The organism is Singulisphaera acidiphila DSM 18658 (assembly GCF_000242455.2).
Taxonomy (GTDB): domain Bacteria; phylum Planctomycetota; class Planctomycetia; order Isosphaerales; family Isosphaeraceae; genus Singulisphaera; species Singulisphaera acidiphila.
Map to the genome: position 1 here is coordinate 9,394,669 of NC_019892.1, position 17,027 is coordinate 9,411,695.

Below are 17,027 nucleotides of genomic sequence, written 5' to 3' on the forward strand. Positions count from 1 at the left end.
TTCCGGAGATCTTTTCAAGAAATCCGGACATACCGACATCGCCCGAGACATTATTCTCAGCTCAACGGACACAAGGGACACATGAGGGTTACCATGGCGAGGGGGGAACAAGGCATTGCCCTACGGCACCTCAATACACTATTCAGCATGGGGGCAGACGGCGGGCTGACCGACACTCAGTTACTCGAAAGATTCTCGACTCGCCGGGACTACGCCGCGGAGTCAGCGTTCGAGATCCTCGTCGAACGCCATGAGCCGATGGTGCTCCGCGTCTGCCGGGGCGTGCTCCGCGACCCCCACGACGCACAGGACGCCTTCCAGGCGACGTTCCTGGTATTGGTTCAAAGGCCCGATCGATCTGGGTGCGGGACTCGCTGGCCCCGTGGCTCCACCAGGTGGCCTATCGAACCGCTTGCTCAGCCGACCCGAGCGGCCACGGAAGCATTAGAGAGGCTCAGCGACAAGGCAAGGTGATTTCGGACGGCGAGTATCAGCAGCGTCTGGACCGAAAAAGGTCGCTCGTCCACCCGTGGAACGCACGAGGCAGAGTTGCGTGTGACCAGGCAGGCGGGACGTTCAATGCGACGGCACATTCAAATCAAATATAAATTTTCAAACATAATATAATTAAAACACCTTGTCTGCAGCGAAGTGCCGCGTGTGTGGTCGGGAGAAAGACTGCGGGCAAGCGAGGGGCCGATAAAACAACGACGGCCCGACCCCAGACGATGGGAACGGGCCGCTGACATTGCCGAACTGGGTCTTGACCCATAAATTTGTAATCGCTCGGCAGTTGGTGCGCGCATCGGAATTCGACGGAGGTCGCTCAAGGCCGATAGGAACGCCGACGAAACAACTTCCTCATTTCCTGGGGGGATGGGTGGTCCGATTTCGGGAAATGGTTTCGTCAGCGTTCCGAGGGGCGACCGTCGAAAGAGGCCAGACTCATTTCACGGTCGCCCTTTCAGGGCTGCAATAAAATTCTGACATGAGCTTTTCTTGTTTCCAGGGGTTTCACCCCTGGAATCGGTTCAACACATCAGGATTATGCAGCCCCGAAGGGGCGACCGTCGAAAGGGGCCAGAGGCATTTCACGGTCGCCCCTTGGAACGCTGGCGAAACAACTTCCTGATTTCTGTGGGAACCGGTGGTTAGGACTGGGAAGTTGTTTCGTCAGCGTTCCATAGGACACCCGAACGACCAGTTCAGGTCGTAAACTTCCTTTTCAGACAGCGTTCCTTATCCAAATTCGTGCACCAACTGCCGAGCGCCAGGATAAATTTCCATCACCAGCCGGGCAATGCCCCGCCGGGGAGGGACGGCGAACAAGGCCATGGCAAGAGCCACCATCGAGACTGAAGCCAGCCGCATCATTTTCACGCTCCGAATCAACACGTCTTTTGCCAACTACACTCAAATTATCTTCGGCCACAAGTTAAACGAGCGATCATAGCAATAAGCGCCGCTCATTCCCCATAAACTCAGCGCATGGGTGCAAGTCATCGCCCAGCAGCCGATCCATGCGGACGGTCAAGACGCCAACGGCCTTCAAACGAAGGCTTCTTTTAAGCTCTCGGGCTTCTTCGTATTAGCCATGGCGCGGGTGAGTTTTCGGAACCGCAACACGCCCGCGACGGAACCGGCGAGCGCAAGCAGAGTCCAGGCCAAGCTCACCGCCATCCCGGGTTCGCCGACCTCATCGAGGAACATCAAGGGCCCGAAAACGAGAACGCCCCAGAGAGCGAGCAAAAGGCCGATTCGCAGAAGTCTCATCACCAGAGGGAAAGACTTCTGGAGTTGTCGGGGGAAGTAGACAAGGGGGAACCAGATCGCCCCCTTGATCGCACTCACCAGGGCGGAATCCAACCGGTCGAGCATGCCCTGTTCTTCGTTGCCGTGAGTCGTCATGTTGACCCCTCCGGATATCCGTCCCGGCGTCATGGGACTTTCGGGGTTATTCGTCGCCCGAGTCCGATTATTGATCCGCCGTCACCAAAGCCAGAGCAAATCCATCGTACCCCTTGCTTCCCACGGTCTGAATCACCGTGGCCGTCACACGCGGCGCGGCCCCCAACGGTTCGTTGAACCGGCGGATCCCCAGGACGCTCGGATCGTCGCTCGTGGCGTCGATCACTGCCCCGTCGCGAGAGTCTCAGCGCCCACTCGTCGAAGTAGGCCGTATTGTTCGGCTTGTCGGCGTCGATGAAGATCGCCGAGCCCCTTTCGAAAAGGGCGCGGGAGCCCGTCCCGGCGTCCCCCGCGTTTTGCGTGGGGGACGCCGGGACGGGCCCGGAAAGAAGAAAGGGGGGGCGAAAAGAGCGAGCGGCCCCCGATGGCAAGCGATTCGCTCAGGTGCCGAATTCGGGGCGGCGCGTTGAGAGCTGCGACTGGAGCCGTTGAATGATCGAAGAGTGCATCTGGGAAACCCGCGACTCGCTCAGGTCGAGCGTGGCGCCGATTTCTTTCATCGTGAGCTCTTCATAGTAGTAGAGAATGATAATCAGGCGTTCGTTGCGGTTCAGGCCCTTGGTCACCATGCGCATCAGATCTTTGCGCTGGAGCCGGCGGGTGGGGTCTTCCCCCTTCTTATCCTCGAGAATGTCGATCTCGCGGACGTCCTTGTAGCTGTCGGTCTCGTACCACTTCTTGTTCAGGCTGATGAGTCCGACGGCGTTGGCGTCCATCGCCATCTTCTCATACTCTTCGGGAGGCAGGCCGAGTCGTTCGGCGAGTTCGGCATCGGTCGGGGGCCGGCCGTGCTGGGCCTCGAGCGACTTGCGGGCCTCTTCCATCTTCGTGTGCTTGGAACGGACGAGGCGGGGGACCCAGTCCATCGTCCTCAGCTCGTCGAGCATCGCCCCGCGGATTCGAGGGACGCAGTAGGTCTCGAACTTGACCCCGCGGGTCAGGTCGAACGCGTCGATCGCGTCCATCAGGCCGAAGACGCCAGCCGAGATGAGGTCGTCGAGATCGACCCCTTCGGGAAGGCGCTGCCAGATCCGTTCGGCGTTGTACTTGACCAATGGCAAGTACCGTTCCACCAGACGATTGCGCAAGGGCGTGGTGGGCTGTTCCTTGAACTCTCGCCAGAGTTCCGTCACGTCCACGTCCAGCTTGGTTGACATCCTTGACCTCCATGTCGGCTGCGCGAAGGGGGGCACATCCATGTGCATCGAATGAGACGTTGAGCCGGGCTGCGGTCGCGGCATCGCGAGAGCACAGCCAAGGTCCTCGATTGAGCACCTCGAGAACCCGTCCCACCCCATGACCCTTCACGGTCCAAGGAACCGGATCTATCTTAATCTATCGACCAATCGACAGAATCAGCTTGAGCGTCATCGTCGAAACTTTCTTCACAATCAGCACGGCCACACGGTCGGAGGTCCGGCCCGTCGCCTCTCTTTGGGGAAACGAACCGATCTCAGCGGGCAACTCGGCTCAAAGCCCAGCGCGCCGCCAAGGCGGAAAAGAAGCCAGGACGAAGGCTCCTGGGCTGATGTTCCTCGATCAGGTCGCGGGCCAGGCGACGAACTCCTCGTGAGGCAATCGAGCCGGGGTAAGCGAGCACGAACGGCCGGCGCATCCGGACGGCCTGCGGCACGTGGGGGTCGGACCGGACGTGACCGAGTCCCGTCACCACCGTCCCGAGGAACTGCCGGCTCGAGGCGCTGAGGCGGGACTGAACGTCCTGGGCCTCAGCCGCCGAGACGGCCTGATTGATCACAGTCCGCAGTCGCGACGGCCCCGCCAAGCGGCGGAACCGGCCGATGACGGCATGAGCGTCGGCCACCGAGGTGGGCTCGGGGGTCGTGACAATGACGACCTGTTCGGCCGCCGCCGCCAGGGTCGCGATCCCCGGGCCAAGGCCCGAGCCGGCGTCGACCAGGAGGAAGTCAGCCCCCGCCTCGAGTTCCGCCAGTTCGGCCACAAGCCGGGCCGGACCGTCACCGAGGACGTCGAGCAAGGTCCGCATCCCGTGCGCTCCGGGAACGATCCGAATCTCGCCCGGCCCCGACATGACCGCGTCGGCCAGCGAACAGTCCCCGGCAAGCACGTCGCCCAGATCACTCGAAGGAGCAAGGCCGCACAGGAGATCGATGTTCGCCAACCCGAGGTCAGCGTCCACCAGGACCACGCGACGACCGTATTCCCCCAGCGCGATCGCCAGGTTCAGCGCGAGGTTCGACGTCCCGACTCCCCCCTTGCCGCTGGTCAAGACCAGCGACCGGGTCCCCACCGGCGCCTCGAGGCTCCGACAAGGTTCAGGAGGGTCGGCCAGGGCCGTCGCCCCCGACCGCGCCTGGACTAACTGTCTCAGTCCATCAGCTTGATCGGACATGAATCCCTCAAGATTCCTCGAAAACGTGGACGACACCTACCCAAAAAAAGAGCCTGAAGACCGACCGAACCCACTTCAATTGAGCTTAACCGACGCATGATTCTTGTCAGTGAAGTCTTGTTGTTCCGATCATGTCACTGCTTCGTGTCCCAGGATCAACCGGGCGAGCCGCGTTCGGTTCGCCGGCTCGATGTCGTCGGGAACCGCCTGGCCGGTGGTCAGGTAGCTGACGGGGCGGTCAGCCTGGCCAAGTACCGAGAGCACGCCGCCAAGTCCGTCGGCCTCGTCGAGCTTGGTCAGGATCAGGCGGTCGGCCTGAACCAAGGCAAATCGCTCAACGGCCGCGCGAAGGCTGCGCTCGCTCGCGGTGGCACTCAAAACCAGGTGGACCTCGTCGGGCTGCGCGGCGGCCAGAAAGTCGGCCAGCTCACGGATCTTGACCTCGTCGCGAGGGCTCCGGCCCGCCGTGTCGATCAGGACGAGATCCACATCGCCAAGCTCGTCGATCGCCCGGCGCATCTCGCCGGGAGCGTTGGCCACGGCCAGAGGAAGACTGATGATCTCCGCATAAGTTCTCAACTGCTCGACGGCCGCGATTCGGTAGGTGTCGACCGTGACCAGGCCGGGCCGGAAGCCGTGCGCGAGCTTGAAGTTGGCCGCGAGCTTGGCCACCGTCGTCGTCTTCCCCACCCCGGTCGGTCCCACCAGGGCCACGACCCGGCGGGTGCCGGAGACCGCGGCGATCGGAGGGGCGATCGGCACGCACGATTCGACCGCGTCGCAGAGCGCATCCCGGACCATCTCGGGCCGGTGAACTTGTTCCGGTTCGAGCCGATCGGCCACGTAGCGAACCAGGCGACGGGCCAGAACCTCGGGCAGCTCGGCCTCGAGCAACTGGGAATACGTCGGCACAAGTTCGCTGGGCAGGTCGGGAAGCAGATGATCGATTCGACCATGCTTGCTCAAGTCTTCAACCATCGCATGGAGCCGGCTCAACTGCTCGCCGAACTGGGCCTGGAGCGCCCCCGACGGCGAGGCGGTCGACTCGGGAACGGCAACCGACGCCGACGCGTCGCTCGAGGCGGTGACCTCGATGAGTTCACGAGACCCAAGCCCGAACAGGCGACGCCGGCGCACCTCGCGGGTACCCAGGATCACGGCGCTACCGCCAAGATCCCGACGCACCTGGGCCAGGGCCTCCTTCATCGTTCCGGCTCGGTAGGTTCTTAAGCTCATGCCCACTCAATCCCCTGGCTGTGACCATGACCATCGCAACAAGCGAGAGGGTCAGACTAAGCTATAAATTTACGAGCCATCCGTCATCACCAAACTACTCGATTTCTTCATTTCTTGGTTTCGCCGGTCATTCAGTTGACTGCAACGGCCGTGGAGATCGACGCCACGGCCGCAGGTTCCTCTTCGACCACGATGCCGAGTGTCTCCACGGGCGTATCGCGGGGAATCTCGCGCTGGCTCAGGACAACGAGCCGGGGCAGATCCGCGTGAGTGAGGTCTTTGAGAACGGGTCTGGCTTCGGCCGACCCCAACACGATGGGCGGCAACCCCGCCTCGATCAATGGTCCCACAGCCTGGGCGACGGCCCTGACAACGCTACGTGCCGCCTCGGCCCCGAGAAATGAAGCCGGTCTCGTGTCGGGCTGGCCGCCGGCCGCAGCGAGTCGGGCGTCGAGCAGCCGCGATAGAGCCACCACCCGAAGCCGGCCATCGCTCCCCTTGTATTGTTCGGTAATCCGCCGAGCCAGGCCGCACCGGACGTGCTCGGTCAGAAGGTCGATGTCCTTGACCCGCCCCGCGTGCACGGCCACGGTCTCGAGGATCGTCTCCAGGTCGCGGATACTCACCCGCTCTCGCAAGAGATTTTGAAGCACGCGTTGGAGCTCGCCAGCCCGCAACAGGCCCGGCACCACCTCGTCGACCAGGGCTGGCGCAGTGGCTCTCGCCCGTTCCAGAAGCCGGCCAGTCTGCTCGCGAGTCATCAGCTCGTCGGCATGCCCGAGTACAATCTCCCCGAAGTGTCCGGCCAAGGCCACCGACGCTTCGAGGATCCGGCAACCCGCCAGTTCGGCGACCTCCCGGCCATCGGCATGAATCCAGACCGCAGGCTGCCCCGTGACCGGCTCCACGCCGTCGCGGCCGTCGGGACGAGCGACCAACCCGGCCGGAGGGACCGCCAAGAGCCGGCCCACGTAGGCGATCCCCTGCCCTACCACGGTCCCTCGAATCTTGAGCCGATACTCGTGCGGGCCCAGGCCGATCTCATCGCGGATCCGCACCTGGGGCACGATCAAGCCGAGGTCGCGAGCGACCCGATGGCGGACCGTGCGAAGTCGGTCGAGCAAATCCCCGCCGCGCGTCGGATCAGCCAGAGCGATCAGCCGATAGCCGATCTCCAACTCCAAGGGATCGACATGGAGGAGGTCCTCCATCCGGTCCGTGGCCGGCTCGGCCGAAGGAGCCGCCTCGGTCGTCGTCGGTTCGTCGGTTCCCGCGTCGTTGCTCTCGGTAGCCTCCGTGGGCCGACCGCCCATCAGGAACGCCCCGCTGCCGAGGGCACCCGCCAAAGCCAAAAGCGGAAGCTTGGGTAACGGCGTCAGGGCCAGCAAGCCAAGGAAGGCCGCCGAGGTCGCCAGGACGCTCCGATGGCCGAAGAGTTGCCCAACCACATCTTTGCCGAGGTCGGTCTCCGACGAAGACCGGGTCACGATCAAGCCCGCAGCCAGCGAGATCAAGAACGCGGGGATCTGGCTCACCAGCCCATCGCCGATCGTCAGCTTGGTGTAGACGTTGATCGCTTCGTTCAGGGGCATCCCGTGGTTGACCATACCGAGGAATAGGCCCGCTCCAATGTTGATCGCGATGATGATGACGCCCGCGACGGCGTCACCCCGGACGAACTTGCCGGCACCGTCCATCGCTCCGAAGAAGTCCGCCTGGCGGTAGACCGTATCCCGGCGTCTGTGAGCTTCGTGCTGGTCGATCAAGCCGGCGTGCAGGTCGGCGTCGATCGCCATCTGCCGCCCGGGCAGGCCGTCGAGCATGAACCGGGCGGCCACCTCACTGATCCGGGTGGCCCCCTTGGTAATCACGACGAACTGAATGACGACCAGGATGCCGAAGATAATCGCTCCCACCATCACCTGGTCCCTGGCGACGAACTCACCGAACTCGCGGATCACACCCCCCGCCGCGTCGAGACCGTCCGTCCCCCCTTTGGTGAGGATCAACCGGGTCGTCGCAACGTTCAGAACGAGGCGGGTCAGAGTCGTGGTCAACAGCAGGGTCGGGAAGACGCTGAATTCCTGCGGAGTCCGGATCGAGAGCGTCGTCAGGAGCACGAGCACCGCAAGCGTCAGGTTCGCCGCGAGCAGCAGGTCGAGCACCATCGGCGGCACTGGAACCACGAAAACGAGGATCGCGCCCACGATCGTGACCGGCATGATCACGTCGGTGAGGCGAGACCACCCCGTCGCGTCGACTCTCGATGTTGATGTGGGAGGCATCCCTTCCCCTCCACGACGTTAAAGGGTGAACGACCAGAACCAAGGCCAGCGAAATCGCGGAGATGGCGAGCGTCCCTGCTCGACCGGTCCCCACTTTTTTTATGCTTGCGTTTTTCCCGCAATCCCGAGCCGATCGCACTTAGTTTTCCGATCCGGCAGCCATCGGGTGATGAACCTCAGACGTGTGGCGGGACGATACCCCCGATCGGTCGGAGTGTCCAGACCGAAAGGGGGCGAGCGGAGCGTATCAGCCCCGCCCCCTGACTCTCGTTTCGCGAACGACGAGAAAGGTGAGTAAAGAGCGTAAATTCCCTGTTATCTTCGGAAGGAATGGACTTGCAAGAGGGGCGGACGGGAGCGCACGTGAACGGCTCCTTGGAACGGTGGGCGCTCATCTGCAATTTGCTTATTAAAAAAAGATGCGGGCGGGTCGCTCGCGGTCCCAAGGGGGGGGGAGGGAGATGATGACACAAAACGGGGCCAGGACAATCGTCCTGGCCCCAGAAATGGAGACACCCCGAATGCGGACGCCCCTTGATTGGGGAAGGCGGGGTTCGATGCAATCCATCCGAGTTCGAGTTCGGGTCCGCTGGCACGGCCCCGAGGCTCTACTTAAAAAGGATCGATCTTCGCAGGCGAGAGAGAAAGAGGACCAGTCCGGAGGCAGCCAGGACAAGCCATTCATCCTGCCTCAGAGCGCTCGAATCGCCGGGCCTCCAATAGAGAGCCACGGCCAAGCCGACGACCGTGAACACCATCAAAAGGTCGATGGCGCGATCTCGGTATCGCTCGTAGTCGTCCCACCTTGCAAACCGGTCTGGGGACGTTCGGCGTTCGCGCGGGGTTGACACCATTGCCATGGGTCAGTTCCTCCCATCGGCTCGTTGAGTCGGAACGAGATCTCAGGGGATTATCTTAAATAAGCCAAGGGTCACCGGTATGCGGGTTCAGACAAAAGAGATACCGGATCCCCGCCTCAAAGAACATCTCCCTGCACATTCATTCGACACAATTCGCGTGAATGTTCGCGGAATCTCCTGCAATAGCGTAGATCATGCTCGAATGCTCTGACTTTGACCTTATCCCGCGAACAGTCCATTTGGTCGTTTTCCCGCCTGGATTGCCCCCTATTGGGAATGGCTGAGCCACTGGCAAAGATGCGTTTTCAGTCGCATCAAGAACTCTTGACTCAGTGTCTGTCTCGGAGGTCAGGCTTCACCGGGAAAGGAAGGACGCTGGGGTGCCACGGGTTCCGTACTCGGACCCCGTGCGCCCCGGCCAAGGAATTCCCGCACGGGGTCCGAGTATGTCACGCGACATGGAGTTGGGCCAGGAAATCGCGACATGAAGTTTGGCCGCATCCTGATCACTTGTCTCCTGTTCGTTTGTTCGGTTGTTTGCATGTCACCGTCAACGTCATGATTCGCTCCCGGCAGATCTCGGACGCCGTCTGCCGGCTCAGCTGCCGCCCCTCATCGTCCGCGACCACCCATTCGTTAGACAAAGGATTATATGACAAATATACGGTCTCCTTCTCATGAATAACTCCGATGTAAAGGTCGCGGTTGTACACCGAGATCGCCCCGGAGACACCCACTTTCCGTCGCCCCGCGTAACCGGTCAGATACCCCGCGACCGCGTCCAGACTCCAGTGGCTCTCCTCCCAGCCCGGGCTGAAGTCGCGACCGGAGTGAGCCAACTCCGGATACGCTTCCTGCCGGCTCCGGCCTCTCACGCTTGGATATTCGCCACGTTGGATCTCGTCCATCATCTCCAGCCGTTGCCGCAAATCTTCCAGGGTGTCGCAGGTGTGCGGCTCGCCCCACCGCTTGGCCGTCCCCTGCGATCGCTCGACGACCCCGTTGTCCTGAGGGGTCGCCGGAGGGTTGTAGTCCAGGCCGACCGCCAACCCGGCCAGCCACACAGCCCCAGGTCGGTGGGAAGATCGCCCCGCGCCGCGCCCCACGGCGTCCCGTTGTCGACCCGAAGTCGCTCGGGCCGGCCCCAGCGGGTGAAAGCCAAGCGAAGTTGGGTCTGAGTCGACGCGGGCGGCACTTGGCTCCAGCGGGCTGGGGGGGAAAACCTCGGTCCACAGGACCGCGCCACTGCACTCGTCGACGATCCGTAGCCAGCAGACTTGTCGGCCGGTCCGGAGTGGCACCAGTTCGGCCGCGTCCATTTGCCAGACCTCATGAGGCCGAGCGGCCCGGCGACTCACGCTTGAAGGTCGCCGCCCCGGCGGGGCGGGAGCGAGATCAGCCCGCAGAAGCCACCGTTGCAAGGTCCGAGTGGCCGGGAGCGGTTCGCCGGGAAGCCGGCGGCGCAGCATCACGCGGATCAATCCCGCCCCCCAAGTCGGGTGCTCGCGGCGGAGTTCCAACACGGCATGCACGAGGGGTTCCGTGGGCTTCGGTGTTGCCGTCCCGCAACGGTCGTAGGAAGGGGCCAGGGGGTCTTGACGCGCGGACCGGAAGCGGCTGAATAGTCGCCGCACGGTACGTGGCGGGACACCGAGGCCCTCGGCGATGGTCAGAACATCCTGGCCGTCCCGGAAGCGATTCCAGATCGCCTGACGCACAGGCAGGGGCACAGGGCGAGGCATGGGCCGTTCTCCAGGGATGACGAGACCAAGGGGAGAGCTCCTACTGTAAACCTGTCCCGGCCTGCGGCCAAACTTCATGTCGCGATTTCCTGGCCCAACTCCATGTCGCGTGACAAGTACGGAACCCGTGGCACCCGAAAGATTATCGAAAAATACCGATAGGATTCGCCTTCTGGGACAGACTCTATGCCGGCCTGTTCAGCGATCGATCCGCGGGCCAGATCGAGGCCAGTTCCGCGAGTGCTTCGGCGGGAAGCGGCAGTGCGGGGGCGCGGCGGCCGATCAGGCGGCGGGCGAGGTCCGGGGCTGCGACCTGGGGGAGCTTGGCCGCTTCGGCCGCCAGCCGTAGGTGCAAGCCCGACGCCCCCTGGACGGCGGAGCGGAGCGAGACCGACCGGGGCGGCGGTCCTCCTGCCAGGACGAGGGTCAAGCCGCTGGGACCGGTCAGGATGAGCGAAGCGCCCGCGAGCAGCTCAGGGGAATCGCCGCGCCAGGCTTTCACGAGCCGCCGCCGCTTCGAGCGCAGGGCGGGGTCGCCTTCGGCCGTCCGCTGGTCCTCGCGGTGCTCTTCGGAGGTCGTTCGCAAGAGATCCTCGTATCGTCGGTACTGGAGCGCGAAGTCGATCAGGCCGAGCACGAGGGTTGCGGCCGCCAGCCAGGTCGCCAGGAGCCAGAGTGTCCCGCCAACGGCCCGGGCCAGGGCCGGAGCGTCCATCGCGCCGAACTGCTGGAAGTCGAACCAACCGAGCCGGATCGACCAGGCAGCCACGGCCACGATCGTGACGGCCTTGAGCAACGACCAGACCCCACGGCCACCGCGGGTGACGATCCCCTGGCCTTGCCCAAGGGTCCAGAGCCGCGTCGGGTCAGGCGCGAGGAGGCCCGGCGCCCAGAGCCCTTGAACCTGAGCCTGGTGGGCCCCAATCGCCGCCAGCACGAAGCTGCCCACGACAGGCAGAATCGGCCAGATCACCCCGACCGCGAGCTGGCGGAGCCGCGTAACGACCTCGGAGGGGTCGGCGGAGATGATCGGCGTTCCGACCAGGGGCTCACGCAACAGCTTGACCAGGGCCGCCGTGATCTCATGGCCCCAGAACCCGAGCATGACCACCGCCGCCAGGAGGCCAACCGAGCCGGTCAACTCGGCGCTATGAGCGACCTGACCGCGCTCGCGGGCCTGCTGTCTTCGAAGTTTCGAGGGTTCCTGAGTCCGGTCTTCCGACATCGTATCAGCCCCCCCCGGGCCAGGTGCCCCAGGCCATCGACAGGGTCGAGATCAGGGTGAGCAGGCCGAGGCCGACCAGGAGCAGGCCGAGCGCTGAGCGAATCGGCAACGACAGGGTCACGAGTTGCAGCGAAGGGGCCGCACGGCCCAGCAAGCCAAGCGCCATCCCCGCCAAACAAAGGGCCAGGGCCGGAGGCGCGGCGGCGCGAAGCGTCAGGGCCAGCGCCTGCCCCACCCGGCCGAACGCCTGGTTCACGGTCTCGATCGAGAGGCTCGCGGTCCCGGCGGGCACCACCTGATAGCTCTCGATCAGCGCCTTGACCAGCACGACCGGACCATCGAGCGCCAGGAAGGTCGCCAGGGCGAGCATCCCATAGAGGTGGCCCAAGGGGGTCATTTCGTCCCCCGCATCGGGGTCGAACAAGGCTGCGGGAGAGAGTCCGGATTGCACCCCGACGATCTCCCCGGCCTGCCTCGCCCCCGCCACGATCAGGGCGGCCGACCATCCGAGCGCTGCCCCAATGGCCGCCTCGGCCAGGCAGACGCGTCCCAGATCGCCCCAGCCAGCTGGTGCCGTGATCTCGCCGACCACCACCGGAACGACGATCCCCCCGAGGAGCACGGCCAGGCCCACCCGGAACCGCCAGTCCAGGCCGGACGTCGCCAGGGACGGAGCAGTCCAGGCCAGACCGAGCACTCGCGCCAGGACCAGGACCACCACCCCGCCATGTCCCAGAAGCCAGACCGCGTCGCTCGACGTCATCGACACAAGGCCCCGCCAGAAATAAAGAGGCTTGGTTTCAAGTGGAACCAGGATCAAAGCATGCCGGGAATCGACTCGATCAAGGTCGTCTCAAACGAAACCCAGCGACCCAGCAACCAAGGCAGAATCAAAAGGAAGGCAAGCATCACCGCCACCAGGCGAGGCACCATGCCCACGACCGGCTCGTGCAACTGGGTGAGCGTCTGCCCGATCCCAATCACCAGGCCGACCACCAGGGCGACTCCGAGGAGCGGTCCTCCCAGTTGCAGAGAAAGGCGAATCGCCTCGCGCGACCAGTCGATCACTTGGGACAGATCCATCGACGGCCTCCGCTCTTGTTGAGGATGGGCAGAACCCACCAGAACTTGCTGTCTCATTGAGAAGTTGAAGTCGATTGATGTTCAACTCGCAAAACTTTGCAGGAGCATCGTCGCGACCAGCATCCACCCATCGGCCAGTACGAACAGGATCAGCTTCAGGGGCATGGCGATCAGCGAGGGGGGGAGCATGAACAGGCCCATCGCCGCCAGCACCGACGAGACGACCAGGTCGATCACCAGGAACGGAAGGTAGATGTAGAAGCCGATCACAAGCGCGGTGGTCAGCTCGCTCAGGAGGAACGCCGGAGCCACCACCTGGAGCGGAAAATCCTCACCGCTGACCGGGTCGGGCCGATTGGCCGAGCCGGTCGCCGACAGGTCGTAGAGCTGCCAGAGGTAATCCTCATGGTTGGTCCGCTCGATCTGCTTGATCATGAAGGCCTTGATCGGCTTCGTGCCGGCCTCCCAGGCCGCGACCGCGGGCAAGTGGCCCGAGGCGTAAGGCTCGATCCCCTTGGTGTAGGCAACCTCGGCGACGGGCCGCATCACAAGCGCGGTGAGAAGCAGAGCCAACGCGGAGAGGACCTGGTTGCCCGGCACCTGCGGGCTCCCCAGCGCCTGCCGCAAGAGGATCAGCACGATATTGATCCGGACGAATGCCGTGAACATCAGCACGGCCGCGGGCAGCAGCATGATCAATAACGGAGCGGCCATCCTGAGGGCCGAGATCACTTGAACAGGTTCGGGCGGTGCCAGGAGATCGCTCGATGAGGCCGGAGCCGAGATCGAGGGTTCGGCGACCTTCACACCCGTCCCGCTCCCCACCCTCTCCTTGAGGTCGGATGTGATCGGAGGCACCGGCCGGTTCGCCAGGACCGCCGCACGAGGCTCTGCCGTCACCGCCGATGAAGGAGGAGGCGAGCCCGCAGTGCGACCGTCCCGTGGAGCGGCGCCGAGCGTCAGCAACGCGGTGGCAAAACCGACGACCAGGGCCGGCTTGATCAGCCTTGCGTTCATTCGTCGTCTCCCACCCGGCGGTCGAACCGGCCGGCCGAAGGGGCTGGTCCGATCGGTACGGAGACGGTCGGGCCACTGCGTTGGGGCGTGAGAAACCCGTCGCGCTCAGCGGTATCCGTCAGCTCACCCAGAAGCGAAGGCGCCCCTTGGCCCCCCGTGCCAATGATCAAGACGCGCTCGCCCACCTCGAGGAGATAGACGGAATGCTTGGGCGAAAGCACCGTGCGACCGACCACGCGCATCGAGCTCGTGCCGTTCCGGGTGGGCAGGTATCGCTTCGAAGCCACGCTGATCCCACCGCAGAGGGCCAAGGCCAGCGCAATTCCGCCGGTCCCGAGCCACCATCCGCTCGATCCTTCGGGGCCTTTCGCTCCGCGCCGGCCGGAAGTGCCGCGAGGCGCGAACGGTTGGCGATCGGTGCCGGTGGAGGATGCCGATGAGGAAGGGGAGTGAATCGCGGCCGTGGGGGCGACATGGTCGGCCCAAGCCTGAGAGGAGAGAAACACCGAGGCCAGCGGTCCTAAGACCACGATGGCCCCGGCGAAAATGGGTTGGCGAAGTCGCGCGCTCGGCATCCGCAAATCCTTTGCGAAATGGCCCCTGGATCTGGCTCGGCCGAAAATCTTCGCGATCTCCCGTCCTGGGTCGCTCGGATTCTCACGGGTGAGTCCACCCCACCGCAACGAGGTCGCTTCTCCCAAGAGAAGCTCGTGTGGGGGATGATCTCGCCCTAGGCTACCATATCTTCAGGATCGTCAAAGGCGACTTGTCCTGCCCGGCTGAGTCGACAGAGGGCGTCGACCAAGGCGCGCTGGGCATTCTTCGCCGATTCGAACGAGACGGTCCCGTATGCGTTGATCTGGGCCTCGAGCTGAACCGCCGAGGAGGACGAGAGCTTGGTGAGCAGCAACCGCCTCAGGCCGGGCGGAGTACCCGCCATCGCCGAGAGAAGCTGCTCGGTAGAGACTTGGTCGAGGACCGCGCGTAGGTCGGATCCGTCAAGATCCCCCAGGTCTTCGAAGTCGACGAGGTCAGACAAGGATGGCCTCCTGACCGTTGGGGTCGGGAAGGGTGAGTCGTCCGTGGTCATGGAGACGTCGAAGCCGCTCGGCAACGTCCATCTGGGCGGCTTCGGCATCGTCGAGCCGGAAAGGGCCCAACTGATCCAAGGCCCGACTGAGTCCGCCGGCCGCAAAAGCCGACAGCGCTCGGAGGACCTTGGCGCGAACCGGGCGAGCCGCGCCACCCAGGGCCAAAGCCCAGGTCGCCACGTCTTCGTCGTGGTACGCCTCCCTGATGTCTCTATCGTCCATCTTGACCAAGTCTTCGAACACAAAGCGGAGTCTTCGCAGACCCAAGCCGTAAAATTCCTCAAGAACGGCCTGCTGTTCCGCCGGTGCAATCCGCTCGAGCCGTGCGATCTCTAAAGTCACCGCCTCGACGGCCGATCGATCGAGTTGTGCCAATAATTGCGAAGCGAGCGGTTGCTCCAAACTGACCAGAAGAATGGCCGCCTTGCGGATCGGGGCCGACTCGTCGGCGTGACCGGCGTCTTGGTCGTTGGCCACCGCCGCAGCCACTCCCTGACTGGACGCAGAGGCAGGTGCTGCGCGAAGCGTTTCCAGGCGTGTCATGCCGCGTGTCCTCCCTGGCCGATCCAGCGATTCAGCACGCTTGCGGCAGCCTCGGGGTTATGACGGATCAGCTCGCGGACCCGCTCCGAGGCACCTGGCGTGGTTTCGGAAGTGGCGTTCACAGTAAACCGGATCCGCGCCGGCTCGGCCGCCAGGGCCCGCCGTGGCCGCCTCGTCGCGAGCAGGCGGAGCCCGACGATCAGGAGCAGCCCAGCCACTCCTCCGCCCACACCGGCCGGGATCCACCACGAGGGGATCCGCCTCGTCTCGGGCACCGCAGGCGCGACCAGCGGATCGCGAATCACGACCTCATCATCGGGGATCGTGTCGATCGAGATTTCGAAAGCTCCGGAGGGGATCACGTACCCCGCCGCCTTCTTGATAAACGTCTCCGTCCGTGCCTGGATCGCCTGGAAGTCCTCCTGCGACAGGTTGCGGTGGGGTAACGCTTTGCGGTAGTAGAAGCTGCGCGGGATTTTGACCCAAATCTTGGCGAAGTTCGTCTCGATGGGCGCTTTCGATCCGACGGAGGGGGCCGCCACGGCGGGAGGAGCCGACGCCACTTCCGTATCCAAGGGTTGGTTCACCCCAATGCTCGGCTCGGCAACCGGGGTCGGCGGCTCAACGACAGCCACCGGCTCCGGCGCGGGGGGAGCAACCATCTGGACGGTGACCCGCGCGTCATTGATCCAATCGAGTTGTCCCAAGATCTCTTGTTTGATTTCTTCTTCACGAGCCTGGGCTCGTGAGATCACGTCAAGGGAGGGCTTACTCGGATCGAGATACCGGTTGCCCTCCCGATCCATGATCGATACCGCATCCTCCTTCAGCAAGGGTTCGCTGCACAGCATGTAGGTTTTGATGCTCTGGACGGTCTTGGGATCGATCTTACGTGAGTCTTTGGTCTCGAGCATCACGAAGGCGGTCGTCATCGTCGAGGGACGCCCCCCCGTCTTCGTGGTGGTTTGAAAGATATCCACCGAGGCCGAGACGATCCCATCGAGTTCGCCGATATAGACCTCGAGCATCTCCGCCCTGGCCCGAAGCTCGCGCTGTTCCTTATCCTTGGGCAATTCCCAAATTCTCGGGGTCTGAAGGTCCTTACGGATCTCAGAGATGGAGCGGGCATTAATGTCGAGCTTGGACAGGACGTCCGTGGCTTCTTCGTAGCGGGTGGTGGCGACGCCGATCCGGCGATCTTCGACGCGGTATTCGATGTGCGCGGCGTCGAGGGCGTGGGTGATTCGCGTAATGGCGTCGGTTGAATACTGGCGTCCCTCGCCCAGGTTCTTACCCGGGGAAGGGATGGCCGCCCAGTAACCGAACCCACCGATCGCGGCCACGATGCCGAGAACCGCGACCCAGCGCACGACGGGGCCTCGGGCCCAGACCGAGCGTTTGGCCACGGCCAACCGGCTCAAGATCCGTTTGACCGTCGGAGCAACTGAGGGAGGACTCTCGGTCCGCATCGATTCTCCTCCGAGCGACTCGATCGCGTCGAGGTTCGGGCCCTTTTGGCGACCACCACGGTGTCGGCACGAGACGGGACAACCCGCCAGGCGCCTTCACAAGGGAGATTCACCGGCCCACCACGACGCAACACCAA

General features: G+C 63.8%; 16 protein-coding genes and 1 pseudogene. 1 reads left to right on the plus strand and 16 read right to left on the minus strand.

Features of this window, described 5'->3' with window-relative positions; genetic code table 11:
* Positions 1-93: 93 nt before the first annotated feature.
* Entirely contained in the window at positions 94-474 is a 381-nt protein-coding gene (locus SINAC_RS36255; RefSeq protein WP_015250510.1) for an RNA polymerase sigma factor, read from the plus strand.
* 1,074 nt (positions 475-1,548) lie between these two features.
* Here the strand turns inward: SINAC_RS36255 and SINAC_RS36260 are convergent.
* The 16 genes and pseudogenes from SINAC_RS36260 to SINAC_RS36335 all read right to left on the minus strand — a co-directional run bounded on the left by SINAC_RS36260 (position 1,549) and on the right by SINAC_RS36335 (position 16,890).
* Entirely contained in the window at positions 1,549-1,908 is a 360-nt protein-coding gene (locus tag SINAC_RS36260; protein ID WP_015250512.1) for a hypothetical protein, read from the minus strand.
* Between the two features lie 67 nt (positions 1,909-1,975).
* Positions 1,976-2,228: pseudogene (locus SINAC_RS42140) on the minus strand (methyltransferase); the annotation flags it as partial.
* Positions 2,229-2,348: 120 nt separating this feature from the next.
* Positions 2,349-3,125 carry a FliA/WhiG family RNA polymerase sigma factor gene (locus SINAC_RS36270; protein WP_015250513.1) on the minus strand — a complete coding sequence of 259 codons (777 nt, stop codon included), beginning with the start codon at positions 3,123-3,125 and terminating at the stop codon, positions 2,349-2,351.
* Between the two features lie 296 nt (positions 3,126-3,421).
* The gene (locus SINAC_RS36275) at positions 3,422-4,339 is read right to left on the minus strand and encodes a P-loop NTPase (RefSeq protein WP_015250514.1); all 918 of its coding nucleotides are present in this window, start codon (positions 4,337-4,339) and stop codon (positions 3,422-3,424) included.
* Positions 4,340-4,468: 129 nt separating this feature from the next.
* Entirely contained in the window at positions 4,469-5,575 is a 1,107-nt protein-coding gene (locus tag SINAC_RS36280) for a flagellar biosynthesis protein FlhF (protein WP_015250515.1), read from the minus strand.
* Between the two features lie 131 nt (positions 5,576-5,706).
* Positions 5,707-7,860, minus strand: a complete 2,154-nt coding sequence (locus SINAC_RS36285; protein ID WP_015250516.1) for a flagellar biosynthesis protein FlhA — start codon at positions 7,858-7,860, stop codon at positions 5,707-5,709.
* A 608-nt stretch (positions 7,861-8,468) separates the two neighbouring features.
* Positions 8,469-8,720, minus strand: coding sequence for a hypothetical protein (locus tag SINAC_RS36290; protein ID WP_015250517.1), 252 nt, complete (start codon positions 8,718-8,720; stop codon positions 8,469-8,471).
* Positions 8,721-9,226: 506 nt separating this feature from the next.
* Positions 9,227-10,462, minus strand: a complete 1,236-nt coding sequence (locus SINAC_RS36295; protein WP_015250518.1) for a hypothetical protein — start codon at positions 10,460-10,462, stop codon at positions 9,227-9,229.
* Positions 10,463-10,646: 184 nt separating this feature from the next.
* A complete protein-coding gene (locus SINAC_RS36300; RefSeq protein ID WP_015250519.1) occupies positions 10,647-11,687 on the minus strand; it encodes an EscU/YscU/HrcU family type III secretion system export apparatus switch protein in 1,041 nt (346 codons plus the stop codon).
* 4 nt (positions 11,688-11,691) lie between these two features.
* Positions 11,692-12,450, minus strand: a complete 759-nt coding sequence (locus SINAC_RS36305; RefSeq protein WP_015250520.1) for a flagellar biosynthetic protein FliR — start codon at positions 12,448-12,450, stop codon at positions 11,692-11,694.
* A 53-nt stretch (positions 12,451-12,503) separates the two neighbouring features.
* Positions 12,504-12,770: a flagellar biosynthetic protein FliQ gene (locus SINAC_RS36310; protein ID WP_015250521.1), complete on the minus strand. Its 267-nt coding sequence runs from the start codon at positions 12,768-12,770 to the stop codon at positions 12,504-12,506.
* An 81-nt stretch (positions 12,771-12,851) separates the two neighbouring features.
* Positions 12,852-13,787: a flagellar type III secretion system pore protein FliP gene (locus SINAC_RS36315; RefSeq protein ID WP_015250522.1), complete on the minus strand. Its 936-nt coding sequence runs from the start codon at positions 13,785-13,787 to the stop codon at positions 12,852-12,854.
* A complete protein-coding gene (locus SINAC_RS36320; RefSeq protein ID WP_015250523.1) occupies positions 13,784-14,362 on the minus strand; it encodes a FliO/MopB family protein in 579 nt (192 codons plus the stop codon). Before SINAC_RS36320 ends, SINAC_RS36315 begins: the two co-directional genes overlap by 4 nt.
* Positions 14,363-14,517: 155 nt before the next feature.
* Positions 14,518-14,826 carry a FliG C-terminal domain-containing protein gene (locus tag SINAC_RS36325; RefSeq protein ID WP_020467705.1) on the minus strand — a complete coding sequence of 103 codons (309 nt, stop codon included), beginning with the start codon at positions 14,824-14,826 and terminating at the stop codon, positions 14,518-14,520.
* Positions 14,819-15,421 (minus strand): FliG C-terminal domain-containing protein, encoded by a 603-nt coding sequence (locus tag SINAC_RS36330; protein WP_015250524.1) that lies wholly within the window; start codon positions 15,419-15,421, stop codon positions 14,819-14,821. The genes SINAC_RS36325 and SINAC_RS36330 overlap by 8 nt, the downstream gene beginning before the upstream one ends.
* Positions 15,418-16,890: a flagellar biosynthesis/type III secretory pathway lipoprotein gene (locus tag SINAC_RS36335; protein ID WP_015250525.1), complete on the minus strand. Its 1,473-nt coding sequence runs from the start codon at positions 16,888-16,890 to the stop codon at positions 15,418-15,420. The genes SINAC_RS36330 and SINAC_RS36335 overlap by 4 nt, the downstream gene beginning before the upstream one ends.
* Positions 16,891-17,027: the final 137 nt, after the last annotated feature.